This is a genomic window from Streptomyces sp. NPDC045899 (assembly GCF_056431485.1).
The window spans coordinates 25,025-38,170 of sequence record NZ_JBWKKP010000033.1 but is presented as its reverse complement, the minus strand read 5'-3'; the positions used below and the strand labels follow the sequence as shown (position 1 = coordinate 38,170).

Sequence of the window (13,146 nt, the reverse complement as noted above, 5' to 3'; positions counted from 1 at the left end):
AAGGAGCGACAGCGGTCATGGCCGAGGCATACATCGTCGAAGCGGTACGCACCCCCGTCGGCAAGCGGAACGGCGGACTGGCGTCCGTCCACCCGGCGGACCTCGGCGCCCATGTGCTGCGGGCGCTGATGGAACGCTCGGGGGCCGACCCGGCCGCCGTCGAGGACGTCGTCTTCGGCTGCCTGGACACCGTCGGCCCGCAGGCCGGGGACATCGCGCGCACCTGCTGGCTGGCCGCCGGGCTGCCGGAGGAGGTGCCGGGGGTCACGGTGGACCGGCAGTGCGGCTCCTCCCAGCAGGCGATCCACTTCGCGGCGCAGGCGGTGCTCTCCGGCACCCAGGACCTGGTGGTCGCGGGCGGGGTGCAGAACATGTCGATGGTGCCGATCGCCTACGCCAGCCGCCAGGCGGCTGTCCCGCTCGGACTGACCGAGGGCCCCTTCGCGGGCTCCGAGGGCTGGCGGAAGCGGTACGGCGACCGGCCGGTCAACCAGTTCTACGGCGCCGAGCTGATCGCCGAGACATGGGGCATCACCCGTGAGGCGATGGAGGAATTCGCGCTGAGCTCGCACCAGCGGGCGGTCCGCGCCATGGACGAGGGCCGTTTCGCGCGCGAACTGGTGCCGTACGGGGAGGTCACCGCCGACGAGGGGCCGCGCCGGGACACCGGACTGGCGCGGATGGCCGCCCTCGAACCGGTCATGAAGGGCGGCCGGATCACCGCCGCGCTGTCCTCCCAGGTCTCCGACGGGGCCGCGGCGATGCTGATCGCCTCCGAACGGGCGGTGCGGGACCACGGGCTGACCCCGCGTGCCCGGATCCACCACCTCTCGGTACGCGGTGAGGACCCCGTCCGGATGCTGTCCGCGCCCATCCCCGCGACCGCGTACGCCCTGGCCAAGACCGGTCTGGCCATCTCCGACATCGACCTGGTGGAGATCAACGAGGCGTTCGCGCCCGTGGTGCTCGCCTGGCTGAAGGAGACCGGCGCCGATCCGGAGCGGGTCAACGTCAACGGTGGCGCCATCGCCCTGGGCCACCCCCTCGGCGCCACCGGCACCAAGCTGATGACCACCCTGCTGCACGAACTCGAGCGCACCGGCGGCCGGTACGGCCTCCAGACCATGTGCGAGGGCGGCGGCCAGGCCAACGTCACCATCCTCGAACGGCTCTGAATCCAGCTCTGCGTACGGCGCCGCATCCGGATCCGAGCCCGGCTCCCGACCCGGCCGCCGAGGTGGGCCACCGCCGGTTCGGACGCGTCCGCGTGGCGGGGCCCCACGGCCCCGCGCATGATGGCCGCATGGCGTGCGGATCGACCAGTCTCTGGAACGGCGAGGCCACCTGGTTCTGTTGTGGCAACGCCTGGGGCCCGTGTGCCGCTGCGGGCGGCGGGGCGTGTGGCACCTGCAAGTCCAGCAAGCTCCAGGCCGCCTGGCCCAATGCCTCCCAGGCGTGCTGGGACATCACCCGGCCGGACCTGTGCGGGGAGAAGCTGCCCCGGCGCGGGTGCGGGTCGGTGATGAAGGTGCGCCACCAGTGCTCCGGGGCGAGTGTGTGCGTCACGGTCAGCGACTGCGGTCCGCGCACCCGGAGCTTCTGTTCCGAGTCCAGTTGCTGTGACGGCACCTGCCGCACCAACCGGGTCATCGACCTCACCCCGGCCGCCTTCTCCGCGATCGGCAGTCTGAGCACCGGCACCCTGCCGGTGGTCATCTTCGAATGAGGCGGGCGGACATGAGCGCGTACCGGACCGGCGACCCCCTGGACCGCCGGCGGTTCCTCACCGCCGCCGCCCTCCGCGGCGCCACCGTGGTCGGCAGCGGTGTCATCGGGGCGACCGCCCTGGGTGCCCTGGACGCCGACGCGGCCTTCGCCGCGCCCCTGCGCTCCCTGGATCCCGCGGTCGCCGACGCCACGTTCGTGGAGGGGCGGATCACCGGGATCGACGGCGGGCTGCTGGCGGTCGCGGGATCGTGGGGCACCTACGCCCGGGTCCGGGTCACCGCCGCCACCAGCGTCTGGAAGGTGCGCGCCACCACCGCGGACGCCATCGCGACCGGCGACGGCCTCTACGCGCGCGGTGTCCCGATGCCCGACGGAACCCTCGCGGCCGACGCGGTGTGGGTCAACATCGTCCATCTGCACACCACCGTCCGCGGGATCGAGAAGACCCGGCTGCACCTGGCCCACGGCTCTCACGAGATCGTCGGACATGTGCTCGCGGACACCACCAGCGTCTCCTACTCCGGTGCCGCGCCCACCGCGGACCTCTCCCGGCTGCGCATCGGCCAGGACGCCCAGGTGCTCGGCGCCTGGCGGCCGTCCGACGACTCGGTGGAGCTGGTGCGGGTCTCGGTCGGGCCGGGCGCGGGGCACCACCGGTGAGTCCCGCCGTCACGGTGGCCGCGGATCTGGCCGCACCCCTGCTCGCCGTGGTGCTGGGCACGGCCGGTGCGGGCAAGCTCATCGGCCGCGGCGGTGTGCGGTTCGCCTCCCGCACCGCCCTGGCCCGGCTGCTGGGCGGTGGCGACCGGGCGGCCCGCGCGCTGCGCGGCCTCGGCGCCCTCGAACTCCTGCTGTGCGCGGCACTGCTGACGCTGCCGCCGTCGGTGGCCACGGGCGGCGCGGCCACCGCGCTCGGCGCCGGATTCCTGGGCTACCTCTGCTACGCCCGGCACTCGGCGCCCGGTTCGTCCTGCGGCTGTACGGCCGGGGACGACGGGCCGGTCGGAGGCCGCGCGGTCATCCGCGCCGCCGCGGTCCTGGCGGGCGGGGTGGCCGTCTCCCTCGCCCGGCACCCGTGGTGGATCGCGGTGCCGCGCCATCCCGCCGCCACCTCGGGCGCCGTGCTGGCCGCGCTGGCCGCAGCGGTGGTCCTCGCGCCGGACCGCTGGCGGCTGCCGTGGCGCAGGCTGCGGCTGCGGCTGACCGGGCATCCGCTCGACGGAACGCGCGCCGCCACCCGGGTCCCGGTGGCGGCCACCGTAGAGCTGCTGGAACGTTCACTGGCCTGGCAGAGCGCCGCGCCCCTGGTGCGCTCCGCGCTGCTGGACCACTGGGACGACGGCGGCTGGCGCATCCTGCAGTACTCCGGGGTGCACGGGGGTGGTGGTGGCGCCCGGCCGGTGGTGGTGCTCTTCGCGCTCGACGCGGCGGCCAGCCGGGACGGGGTGCGCGAACCAGCGGTACGGGTGAGCGTCCTGGACGCCGACACCGGTGAGGCCGTGGCGCTGACCGCTTGACGTTCCGCAGCCGGGCGGTTCCTCAGCTGGTGAGGCCGAAGATGAGGACGAGCAGCCCGTAGCACAGGGCGACCAGCGCGGCGCCCGCCACGTGGACCCGCAGGGTGCGCGCCCGGCCGGGCAGCAGCCAGAACGCCAGCGCCCGGTTCACCAGCGGCATCAGCAGCCAGGTCAGGATGGAGACGCTCAGGACGTTGCTGATGAACAGGGCGGCGTAGCCGGGCACACCGGCCTCGTCCAGACCGTACCCCGCCGTCAGATCGAGGATCATCACCGTCGGGTACAGGGCCAGCACCACGGACATGGCCTGTTTCCAGTTCGGGGGGACGCCCTGGTCGGCGCCCTCCCCGAAGCGGAACCAGCCGCTGAACGGTGAGCTGATCTTCCGTACGTCGTAGTGCGTGAAGTACTTCTCGCCCTCGTGCAGCAGTTTCTTGCGGGTGTCCGACCCGAGCCACTCGTCGAGGTGTTCACGGGTGTCGAAGCGGAAGACCACGACCCAGTGCTCCTGGATCCCCGGTACCGGGCGGAACAGCTCCGAGCCCATGAAGCCGGGGTACTTCTCCTGGGCCTTGAGCGTCTTCTCCTGCCACCGCAGGAAGGACTGTTCGCGCCCCGGGCGGATCTCGTGCGAGACGACCGCCGTGATGGCCTCGGGCTCGGCCGGGGGCGTGCCGCCGCTGAGCACCTCCTGGGTGGGCGGTGCCTCGAACAGCGGGCGTCCCTCGTCCAGCAGTTGCCGCCGGGCGTCCGACCGCAGCCAGGTGGTCAGCTGGTCGATCCGGGAGAACCGGAAGACGACCACCCATTCGTTCTCCTGGCCGGACGCGGGCGGATACAGCTCGGTCCCCTCGAAGCCGTCGAAACCGCGCGCCGTCCGGTTGGTCTTCTCCTGCCAGCGCTTGTAGTCCTCGTCGCGTCCCGGGCGGACCTTCTGCGAGGTCACCACCGTTGCCCCGGCTCCGGCGGAGCCGTGGGTTGCACGGGCATCCATGCCGAGTAGTCTAGATCAAAAGGAATTTATGCGACAAACCGAGCGTTTCGCAGGGGGTTCCGACGCGGGCACGCAGAGCCGAGCGGAGGTCTGAGACATGGCGAAGCAGGAGTTCCTGGTCGAAGCGGTACGACTGGCCACCGAATCCGTGGAGAACGGCTGGGGCGGTCCGTTCGGTGCCGTGATCAGCCGCAACGGCGACATCGTCGCCCGGGGGCAGAACCGCGTACTGCTGACCGGCGATCCCACAGCCCACGCGGAGATGGAGACCATCCGCAAAGCGATCCAGGTGCTCAATCCCGAGGCGCCCACTATCGACGGGGAACACGTCGACGAGAGCACGCTGGAACTCGTACCGCGCCCCGAGGGGTCGCCCGACCCGGTTCCGGAGCGCGCCCGGATGCTCCAGGGCTGCTCGATCTACATCAGCGGCGCACCATGCCCGATGTGCATGAGCGCCATCTACTGGTCGCGGATCGACGCCGTCTACTTCAGCTGTGACCTGGCCGCCACGGCGAAGATCGGTTTCGATGACGCCTATCAGTACGAGGACTTCCAGAAGCCCATGGACCAGCGCAGGATCCTCATCGAGCAGATCCATCCCGAGCTCGGCGCCGAGGCGTACAAGGCATGGACGGACAAGGCCGACCGACACCCGTACTGAGGGGGGCCCGTGGGGCGCGCGCCGAGTGGCGCGCGTTTCCGCGCGCCCGGGTCCGGGCCCTCGGCACGGCTAGGGAAGTGGCGATGTCCGAGAATCCTTCCGGCCCTCCGGGGCGCGGGCACCGGGCCCGGTTCGAGCGGCTGCACCACGTGTTCCACCGCTCCCCGGCCGGCCGGGGATGGCGGCGGGGCAGTGAGTTCGAGCTGTTGCACCGGGCGTTGGGCTTCGCCGCGCTCGGCTTCCTCACGCTGGTGCCGCTGCTCATCGTGGTCGCCGCCGCCGACCCGGTGAACCGCCACGGCTTCGCCCAGTGGCTCGCCGAGGGGCTGGGGGTGTCCACCTCCTCGCGGGACGAGGTGAAGGAGCTGTTCGCCCCGCCGAAACGGGCGCTGGAGACCACCACGGCGTTCGGTCTGGCCACCCTGGCCATCTTCGGGCTGCGCTTCGGCGCGGCGGTGCAGACCGGTTACGAGAAGGTGTGGGAACTGCCCGCCGGGCGCTGGCACAACGTGTGGCGCCATCTGGTGTGGCTCGTGGTGCTGATCGGCTATCTGCTGCTCTCCTCCCATCTGGGGCCGGGTATCAGCCGGGTGCTGATCGCGGTGGTGGGCACCGTGCTGTTCTTCTGGTGGTCGCAACGGCTGCTGCTGGGCGGGCGGATCAGCTGGGGTGCGCTGCTGCCCGGCGCGTTGGCGACCGGTGTCGGACTGGCCGGACTGCGGGTCTTCTCCCAACTGGTCTTCTCCCCGCTGATCGCCTCCAGCGCGGTCTCCTACGGTCCCGTCGGCACCGTTCTGGTCGTCCAGTCCTGGCTGGTGGGCGTCGGTTATGTGGTGTTCGGCGGAGCGCTGCTGGGCCGGGTGATGCACGAGGAGTACCTGCGGCTGGTCGCCTGGCGCCGCCGCCGACGCACCGGTGGCGCCCCCGAACCGTGACTCCCCAGCGTCCCCGGCGGCGCTGACCGGCCGCGCGTCTTCCCCGTCCGGAGCCGGAACGAAACCGCGTTCACTCGTTCGCCCCCGGCAAGCACCGAAACGACGCGCCGGTGATGCGGCTCCACGGGCCGTGGTCAGCATGGTGCACAGGGACACCGCGGACAACGCGTCCGCGGCGCCATGCCGTCGACGCAGATGGAGGACGCCGGGAATGAAAGAGCACGACAACGAGCACGTGCCCGTGCTGATCGTGGGGGGATCGCTCGTCGGTCTGTCCGCATCGGTCTTTCTCGGCCGCCTCGGCGTGGAGCACCTGCTGGTCGAGCGCCACGCGGCCACCTCGGCCCATCCCCGCGGCCGCGGGAACAACATGCGGACGATGGAGCTGTACCGCACCGCGGGTCTGGAGCCCGACATCCGGCGGGCGGCGGCGGTCCTGTCCAAGAACGACGGCATCCTCCAGGCGGACGTCCTCGCGGGCGGCACCTGGCGATGGATCTACCCGCGGATCACCGGCAGACCCCCGGAGGCCGAGAAGAGCTCGACCTTCCGGTGCGCGTGCAGCCAGAACGACCTGGAGCCGGTCCTCCTGGAGCACGCCCGCCGACTGGGCGGCGATGTGCGCTTCGGCACCGAGCTGGTCTCCTTCACCCAGGACGACCGCGCGGTGCACGCCGTGCTGCGCTCCCGGGACTCCGGCGAGACGTACACGGTGCACACCGACTACCTGCTGGCCGCCGACGGCCCCCGGAGCCCCGCGCGCGAGCGCCTCGGTATCGGGCACACCGGACGCGGGGACCTCTTCCACAACATCAGCGTCACCTTCCGCAGCAAGGGGCTCCGTGACGCGGCGGGCGACCAGCCGTTCGTGGTGTGTTATCTCACCAACCCCGACGGTGAGGGAGTGCTGCTGCCCGTCGACAACAAGGAGCAGTGGGTGTTCCACATGCCCTGGACACCCGAGAGCGGCGAGACCATCGAGGACTTCACGGACAGCCGGTGCGTGGCGCACATCCGGGCCGGTGCCGGAGTCCCCGACCTGGATGTGGAGATCACCGGTCGGGCGCCCTGGCACGCGGCGGACCGGGTGGCCAACGGCTACCGCACCGGACGGGTCTTCCTCATGGGCGACGCCGTGCACGAGATGCCGCCCACGGGCGCGTTCGGCTCCAACACCGGGATCCAGGACGCGCACAACCTGGCCTGGAAGGTGGCGGGGGTGCTGCGCGGCTGGGCGGCCCCCGGACTGCTGGACACCTACGAGGTGGAACGCCGTCCGGTGGCACGGGCCACCAGTGAGCGGGCCACGCTCCAGGCGGCCCTGGAACAGCACCCCGGTTACAACCCCGCCCAGGCGGCGAAGACCGGCACCGACCTGGTCACCACCGCGCTGTGCTACCGCTACCACTCCACCGCGGTGTACGGCGGGGACCCGGACGCGCCCGTCGTGCCCGACACCTTCGAGCTGCGGGGTGACCCCGGCACCCGCGCCCCCCACATGTGGCTCACACGTGACGGCGCCGAGGTGTCCACCATCGACCTCTACGAGCGTTCCTTCGTCCTGCTCTGCGGACAGGCCGGAGCGCAGTGGCGGGCCGTCGCCCGCACGGTGGCGGAGAAGCTCGACGTCCCGCTGGACGCCTACCTGGTGGGCACCTCCGCCGACGCCGACCTCCAGGTCCGGGGCGGCGCGGACTGGGCGGAGACCCATGGCACCGCCGAGGAGGGCGCGGTGCTGGTGCGGCCCGACGGCTTCGTGGCCTGGCGGACGCGGACCATGCCGCCGAACGCGGAACAGGAGCTGGCGGACGTGCTCCTGGAGGTCCTCGGGCGCGGCTCGGGCCGCTGACCCCCGCCCGGTACCGCTTCCGTTCGCCCCGCCACAGAACCGAGGAGTCCGATGACACCGCTCAACACGTCCGGCACCGTGGTCGCCGACGACACCGTCCCGGCCGGCCCCGCGGGCACCGCGCCGGGTGATGACGCCCGGCGGTCCCGGGTGGATGTCCACCACCACTACACCGCACCGGAATGGCTCGACTGGGCCGAGCGCGAGGACGTGGTCCGGCGTGACAAGCTGCCCTGGTGGACACGGTGGGATCTCGACAGCGCGCTCACCCTGATGGACCGGGCGGGCATCCACACCAGTGTGCTCACCGTCGCCATGCTGGGACGGCTGCGCGAACCCGCGCTGCGCAAGGAGAGCGCCCGGGTCGCGCTGCGGTCCGCGGGCGACCTCGCCGCCGCCCACCCCGAGCGCTTCGCCTTCTTCGCACCGGTCTTCCTGGACAACATGGAGCTGTCCCGCTGGTCGGTGGCGTACGGCATGGACGAGCTCGGGGCGGTCGGGGTGAGCACCCGCACCAGTGTGCGCGGAACCTTCCTCGGTGATCCGTCCCATGACGCGCTGCTGGCGGAACTCGACGAGCGCTCCGCCGTCATCAGCACCCATCCCATGGAGGTGCCCGGCGACGAGGCCGGACTGCCGGGGGTGCCGCCGTTCCTGTGCGACTTCCTGATGGACACCACACGTGCCGCCATCAGCCTCATCGTCAACGGGACGCTGGACCGCTACCCGAACCTCAGCTTCATCCTGCCGCACGGCGGTGGTTTCCTGCCGTACCTCGCGAGCCGTCTGGAGACCTTCGGCGACCAGCTCACCCCGAAGGTCGACGGCTCCCGGGTGCGCGACTACCTGCACCGCTTCTACTACGACACCGCGGGGCCCATGTCCCCTTCCTCGACGCCGAGTCTGCTGACCGCCGTGGATCCCTCCCGGATCCTCTACGGAAGCGACTGGCCCCCGACCCCGGCCCGGGTCGTCACGGAGGTGACGGCCCCCGCCCTCGACGACGACCCGGCGCTCGACGCGTACCAGCGGCGCGGGATCAACAGGGACAACGCCTGCCGTCTGCTGCCCGCGCTGTCGCGGGCGACGGCGCGAGCGTGATCCCTGGCCCCGCGCCGGACCGGTGGCCGGTCTCCTTGTCACGCCCCGGTGGTGGAGCCGGGGCGGACGATCATCAGTACGGTGACCACGGCCCACAGCAGATTGAACATCCCGGTGTACATCGCGAGTCGGGCCGTGGCCCGCCGGTCCGTCACACCGTCCCCCGGCCCTTCCCCGTCCGTGGTGTCCAGCCCGGCCAGGAGCGCGTCCTGGCGGGGCAGCACCAGCCCGGCGAGCACCGTCGCGGCGAACCCGGTGAGCACGATGGACACGATCAGCCAGGTGTCACCCAGGACACCCAGGCTGTCGGCGGTGGCCAGTCCGAAGACCGGCACCACGACCCCCACGGCCGCGTAGACCCGGCACACCCGGTGCAGGGTGCGCAGGACGGCGGTGGCCCGGATGTCGCCGGGCGCGGCCAGGGCGGTGCGGGCGGCGGCGGGGAACATACTGGCCGCCACGGTCACCGGTCCGATCGCGATGATCGCGGCCAGCACATGGATGGTGAGCAGGAATTTCGTCACGGCGGCAGCGCTTCCTTCAGCGGGCGGGGACATCGGGCGGGTGAGGGACGGACGGCCCCGGACGGGGCGCCGACGCCGACGTTAGCCGCGCTCCGCGATCATGAGCAGTGGCTTGATTGCCATGCTTCAACGGATTCTCGCCAGCTCCGGGATCCGTCCGCCACCCGGTCCGCACCGGCCGGGAAACGTGATCGCGTCCGGCCCCGGAACCCTGGCATGCTGGCGGTGTGAACGGACCGGAGATCCACCTCAGCATCGACCCCGGACTGCGGCTCTTCGCCACTCCCGAACGGCGCCGCGGACCGATCGCCCTCGTCACCGACGGAGCCTCCACCCTGGGGCATGTGGTCGAGTCGGTCGGGGTCCCGCTCACCGAGGTCGGCGCGCTGCTCGTGGACGGCCGGGAGACCCCGGTCTCGCATGTGCCGCGCGCGGGGGAGAGCGTCGAGGTGCGCCCGGTGGCCCGGCCCCAGGCGGTACCGGGCGCGCCCTTGCGCTTCCTGCTCGATGTGCACCTGGGCACCCTCGCGCGGCGGCTGCGGCTGCTGGGCGTGGACGCCGCCTACGAGAGCGAGGACATCGGGGACCCGGCGCTCGCCGCGCTCTCCGCGGCCCAGCGCCGGGTGATGCTCTCCCGCGACCGGGGCCTGCTGCGCCGACGCGAACTGTGGGCCGGGGCGTACGTCTACAGCGACCGCCCCGAGGAGCAACTGCGCGATGTGCTCGGCCGGTTCGGCCCGCGCCTGGCGCCGTGGACCCGCTGCACCGCGTGCAACGGACCGCTGGAGGACGCCGACAAGGAGACGGTCCGGGAACAGCTGGAGCACGGCACCCGGCGCACCTACGACGTCTTCGCCCGCTGCACCGCCTGTGAGCGGGTCTACTGGCGTGGTGCCCACCACTCCCGTCTGGAGGCCATCGTCGCGGGCGCGGTCGAGGAGTTCGGCGGCGCGGCACCCGCGCTCTCCGAGGCGCCCGCCCCCTGATGGCCACCGCTGCCACCGCCCCCGGCCCCGGGCCGGGGGCGCCACCCCCGCCTCCCGAGGTGCGCGGCCCCCTCGAGACCCATGTCACCGTGGACTGCCCGGTGTCCGCCACCGACCGGCTGGCGGCCTGGGCCGCCGCGCGCGGATTCGGATTCACCCACATCGTGCTCGCCCGTGGCCGTACGCCCTCCCAGCCCATGCTGAACCTCCGTGGTGACGGCCCGGCCACGCGCTGGCGGGACACCGCGGAGCGGGTGGCGGCCGAGCTGGCGGCCGACGGCTTCCGCCCGGTGCGCGTCAAGACCGAGGCCGCGCCGTGGGCCGCGGGCGTACCCCAGGACGACACCGCCGCCGTGGCCCACGGCCCCGGCCGCTACTTCGAACACCACATCAAACTGCTGCTCCCGGCGGAGTGGGACCGGACCCCGCTGGACCGCCTCGCCGTTCCGCACGGCGCCCATGTCTCCTGGAACGCCCGCCGGTTCCGTGACGACGGACGGCAGGAGCGCTTCCTCACCCAGCGCTGCCACGGCGTCGGCCGCGCCACCGCCGAGCGGCGGCTGTCGGCCCTGCTCGGCGCGGTGCACCGCGCCGGGCTCCCACCGCTGGAGGTGGAGCGGGAGTTCGTCCTGCACGACAGCGACCTCACCCTGGACGACGGCTGGATCACCGAGGAGCGCACCCCATGACACCGCCGCCGGAACACGAACCCTCCTGGGACGCGATGTGGCGGAGCGACACTCCCGACATCCCCCACACCCCGCTGGACGACGGTGAGCGCCGACGCCACCGGCTGCCGCGCACCCTGCTGCCGGCGCCGGAGGGACTGCACAGCACGGCCGTCTTCGACCCCGCACTGAAGGAGTTCGCCCGCGCCTTCCGGGCGGGCGAACCGCGGTTCGCCGACGAGGAGTCGGCGCGCGCCTGGCACCGTGCCCGGCGTACGGTGCTGGACACCGTGCTCGCCGCGATCGCCGACGGCCCCTGGGCGGACCATCTGATGCTGCGCGGCAGCGTGTTGCTGGCCACCTGGTTCGGGAGCGCCGCCCGAGAGCCGGGTGACCTGGACTTCGTCGTCGTCCCCCGGGAGTGGGAGCTGACCGGCCCCCGCACGGCCGACCTCTTCGACGGTATCGCCCATGACGCGGCGACCGCCGCCCGCGCCGGTGGCGCGGTGCGGATCGACGCCGGGGGCCGGGTGACCGAGGACATCTGGACCTATGAGCGGGTGCCCGGCCGCCGCATGCTGCTGCCGTGGACGGCGCCGGGGACGGCGGGCGGCACCGTCCAGCTCGACCTCGTGTTCAACGAACCGCTTCCGGCCCCGCCCGTACGCACCGCACTGCGCCCGCTCGGTGACGGCCCCGGCTGCCGCCTCCTGGCCGCCACCCCGGAGCTGTCCCTGGCCTGGAAACTGCTGTGGCTGGTCACCGACTTCCATCCGCAGGGCAAGGACCTCTACGACGCGGTGCTGCTGGCCGAGCACACCCCGCCTTCGTACGGGCTGGTGCGGGACACCTTCGTCCGCACCGGTGTGGACGGGCTGCGGCCCGCCGGTTCCTGGTGGACCGACACACTGCGGGTGGAGGACGGCTGGCCGCACTTCACCACCGAGTACCCATGGGTGGCGGACACCCCGGACACGTATGTGGCGCGGCTGACCCGGGCGCTCGGCTCCCTCCTCGCCGAAGCCGAACCACCCGGTGAGACCCGCTATGAACGATGGGCACGCTGGCTGGAGCCCGTGGTGGAGACCGCCCGCGCGTCCTCCGCACCGCTCGCCGACCGGATCGGCCACCTGTCGGGAGGGGGCTGGGAGGGGCTGCTGGCCATGGCCGTCGTCGCGCGGGAACTCGCGGGGCGCGAGGCGATGGGGATCGAGGACGCCCTGCGCGCGGTGGCCGACCAGTACGATCGCCGGCGGATATGGCGGGACGACGCCACGTGGTGGGCCGCCGCGCTGGATGAACTGCGCTGACCGCACCCGGGGTCCCCGCGCGCACATGCGCCCGGCCGGGGCCGTACGTAGGCTGGTGGCATGCCCGAGCTGCCCGATGTCGAGGGGTTCCGGCGCACCCTGGCCTCCTGCGCCCGGGGTCGCCGCGTCGAACGTGTCGAGGTGGCCGACCCGGGTGTGCTGCACGGGGTGACCCCGGGGCGGCTGCGGCGCGAGCTGGAGGGCCGCCGCTTCACCGCGCCCCGGCGGCACGGCAAATGGCTGATCGCTCCCACCGACGGCCCGACGCTGCTCCTCCACTTCGGCATGACCGGACGCCTCGTCTGCGCGGACGGCGGCACGCCGCCCGGACGGTTCGAGCGGGTGGCCCTCACCCTCGACGACGGCCACCGGCTCGGTTACGAGGACCAGCGCAAGCTGCGCGGCCTCTGGCTCGCCGCCACCGAGGCCGCCGTCGACCGGGTGCTCGGTCCCCAGGGACCCGACGCCCTCACCCTGGACCGGGCCGGCCTCGACGCCCGGCTGGCGGACCGGCGCGGCAGCGTCAAGGCCACCCTGATCGACCAGTCCGTGGTCGCCGGGCTCGGCAATCTGCTCGGTGACGAGATCCTGTGGCGGGCCCGGATCCACCCCCGGCACCGCGCGGGCACACTGGACCCGGACGAGCGCCGAAGGCTCCACACCGCGATGCGCCAGGTGCTGCGCACCTCCGTACGGGCGGGGCGGGTGCCCGACCGGTCCGGCTGGCTCACCGGCCACCGCGACGACCCCGATCCGCACTGCCCGCGCTGCGACCGTCCGCTGCGCCGCGGCCGGATCGCGGGCCGTACCAGCGCCTGGTGCCCGCACTGCCAGCCGGACGGCGGCTGACCCCGGCCGCGCGCGATGCGC

14 protein-coding genes are annotated in these 13,146 nt (G+C 72.9%); 12 read left to right on the top strand and 2 right to left on the bottom strand.

Annotation, left to right across the window (positions count from 1 at the left end; all coding sequences use genetic code 11):
* The first annotated feature begins 17 nt into the window (after positions 1 to 17).
* From AC07FT_RS32960 to AC07FT_RS32945, 4 genes are all read left to right on the top strand, one after another.
* A complete protein-coding gene (locus AC07FT_RS32960) occupies positions 18 to 1,175 on the top strand; it encodes an acetyl-CoA C-acetyltransferase (protein WP_479179739.1) in 1,158 nt (385 codons plus the stop codon).
* A 128-nt stretch (positions 1,176 to 1,303) separates the two neighbouring features.
* Positions 1,304 to 1,726, top strand: a complete 423-nt coding sequence (locus AC07FT_RS32955) for a septal ring lytic transglycosylase RlpA family protein (protein WP_254747832.1) — start codon at positions 1,304 to 1,306, stop codon at positions 1,724 to 1,726.
* 11 nt (positions 1,727 to 1,737) lie between these two features.
* Complete coding sequence (locus AC07FT_RS32950; RefSeq protein ID WP_254747830.1) at positions 1,738 to 2,388, top strand: cell wall protein; 651 nt, start codon at positions 1,738 to 1,740, stop codon at positions 2,386 to 2,388.
* Positions 2,385 to 3,245, top strand: a complete 861-nt coding sequence (locus AC07FT_RS32945; protein ID WP_479179738.1) for a MauE/DoxX family redox-associated membrane protein — start codon at positions 2,385 to 2,387, stop codon at positions 3,243 to 3,245. The genes AC07FT_RS32950 and AC07FT_RS32945 overlap by 4 nt, the downstream gene beginning before the upstream one ends.
* Before the next feature lie 22 nt (positions 3,246 to 3,267).
* Here AC07FT_RS32945 and AC07FT_RS32940 read toward each other — a convergent pair whose 3' ends face one another.
* Positions 3,268 to 4,239, bottom strand: coding sequence for an antibiotic biosynthesis monooxygenase (locus AC07FT_RS32940; RefSeq protein ID WP_479179736.1), 972 nt, complete (start codon positions 4,237 to 4,239; stop codon positions 3,268 to 3,270).
* 97 nt (positions 4,240 to 4,336) lie between these two features.
* On the opposite strand from AC07FT_RS32940, the gene AC07FT_RS32935 reads away from it, so the two are divergent.
* The 4 genes from AC07FT_RS32935 to AC07FT_RS32920 all read left to right on the top strand — a co-directional run bounded on the left by AC07FT_RS32935 (position 4,337) and on the right by AC07FT_RS32920 (position 8,788).
* A complete protein-coding gene (locus AC07FT_RS32935; protein ID WP_471199459.1) occupies positions 4,337 to 4,903 on the top strand; it encodes a nucleoside deaminase in 567 nt (188 codons plus the stop codon).
* Between the two features lie 83 nt (positions 4,904 to 4,986).
* Positions 4,987 to 5,838, top strand: a complete 852-nt coding sequence (locus AC07FT_RS32930; protein WP_479179735.1) for a ribonuclease BN — start codon at positions 4,987 to 4,989, stop codon at positions 5,836 to 5,838.
* A 211-nt stretch (positions 5,839 to 6,049) separates the two neighbouring features.
* Entirely contained in the window at positions 6,050 to 7,687 is a 1,638-nt protein-coding gene (locus AC07FT_RS32925) for an FAD-dependent oxidoreductase (protein ID WP_479179733.1), read from the top strand.
* Between the two features lie 51 nt (positions 7,688 to 7,738).
* Positions 7,739 to 8,788 (top strand): amidohydrolase family protein, encoded by a 1,050-nt coding sequence (locus tag AC07FT_RS32920; protein ID WP_479179732.1) that lies wholly within the window; start codon positions 7,739 to 7,741, stop codon positions 8,786 to 8,788.
* Positions 8,789 to 8,826: 38 nt separating this feature from the next.
* Here the strand turns inward: AC07FT_RS32920 and AC07FT_RS32915 are convergent, their stop codons facing one another.
* Complete coding sequence (locus AC07FT_RS32915) at positions 8,827 to 9,312, bottom strand: DUF2269 family protein (RefSeq protein ID WP_479179731.1); 486 nt, start codon at positions 9,310 to 9,312, stop codon at positions 8,827 to 8,829.
* 227 nt (positions 9,313 to 9,539) lie between these two features.
* On the opposite strand from AC07FT_RS32915, the gene AC07FT_RS32910 reads away from it, so the two are divergent.
* Genes AC07FT_RS32910 through AC07FT_RS32895 form a run of 4 tightly spaced genes read left to right on the top strand, consistent with a single transcriptional unit; the run spans position 9,540 to position 13,125 of the window.
* Positions 9,540 to 10,298, top strand: coding sequence for a Mut7-C RNAse domain-containing protein (locus AC07FT_RS32910; RefSeq protein ID WP_479179730.1), 759 nt, complete (start codon positions 9,540 to 9,542; stop codon positions 10,296 to 10,298).
* Positions 10,298 to 10,987 (top strand): hypothetical protein, encoded by a 690-nt coding sequence (locus AC07FT_RS32905; RefSeq protein WP_479179729.1) that lies wholly within the window; start codon positions 10,298 to 10,300, stop codon positions 10,985 to 10,987. The genes AC07FT_RS32910 and AC07FT_RS32905 overlap by 1 nt, the downstream gene beginning before the upstream one ends.
* On the top strand, positions 10,984 to 12,276 hold the full coding sequence (locus tag AC07FT_RS32900) for a nucleotidyl transferase AbiEii/AbiGii toxin family protein (protein ID WP_479179728.1): 1,293 nt from the start codon (positions 10,984 to 10,986) through the stop codon (positions 12,274 to 12,276). Before AC07FT_RS32905 ends, AC07FT_RS32900 begins: the two co-directional genes overlap by 4 nt.
* Positions 12,277 to 12,336: 60 nt before the next feature.
* The gene (locus tag AC07FT_RS32895; RefSeq protein ID WP_479179726.1) at positions 12,337 to 13,125 is read left to right on the top strand and encodes an Fpg/Nei family DNA glycosylase; all 789 of its coding nucleotides are present in this window, start codon (positions 12,337 to 12,339) and stop codon (positions 13,123 to 13,125) included.
* The last annotated feature ends 21 nt before the right edge of the window (positions 13,126 to 13,146 follow it).

Coding starts and splice junctions, on each gene's coding strand:
- AC07FT_RS32930 (WP_479179735.1), top strand. CDS start 4,987: ATGTCCGAGAATCCTTCCGGCCCTCCGGGGCGCGGGCACCGGGCCCGG.
- AC07FT_RS32960 (WP_479179739.1), top strand. CDS start 18: ATGGCCGAGGCATACATCGTCGAAGCGGTACGCACCCCCGTCGGCAAG.
- AC07FT_RS32905 (WP_479179729.1), top strand. CDS start 10,298: ATGGCCACCGCTGCCACCGCCCCCGGCCCCGGGCCGGGGGCGCCACCC.
- AC07FT_RS32940 (WP_479179736.1), bottom strand. CDS start 4,239: ATGGATGCCCGTGCAACCCACGGCTCCGCCGGAGCCGGGGCAACGGTG.
- AC07FT_RS32920 (WP_479179732.1), top strand. CDS start 7,739: ATGACACCGCTCAACACGTCCGGCACCGTGGTCGCCGACGACACCGTC.
- AC07FT_RS32935 (WP_471199459.1), top strand. CDS start 4,337: ATGGCGAAGCAGGAGTTCCTGGTCGAAGCGGTACGACTGGCCACCGAA.
- AC07FT_RS32925 (WP_479179733.1), top strand. CDS start 6,050: ATGAAAGAGCACGACAACGAGCACGTGCCCGTGCTGATCGTGGGGGGA.
- AC07FT_RS32955 (WP_254747832.1), top strand. CDS start 1,304: ATGGCGTGCGGATCGACCAGTCTCTGGAACGGCGAGGCCACCTGGTTC.
- AC07FT_RS32900 (WP_479179728.1), top strand. CDS start 10,984: ATGACACCGCCGCCGGAACACGAACCCTCCTGGGACGCGATGTGGCGG.
- AC07FT_RS32895 (WP_479179726.1), top strand. CDS start 12,337: ATGCCCGAGCTGCCCGATGTCGAGGGGTTCCGGCGCACCCTGGCCTCC.
- AC07FT_RS32950 (WP_254747830.1), top strand. CDS start 1,738: ATGAGCGCGTACCGGACCGGCGACCCCCTGGACCGCCGGCGGTTCCTC.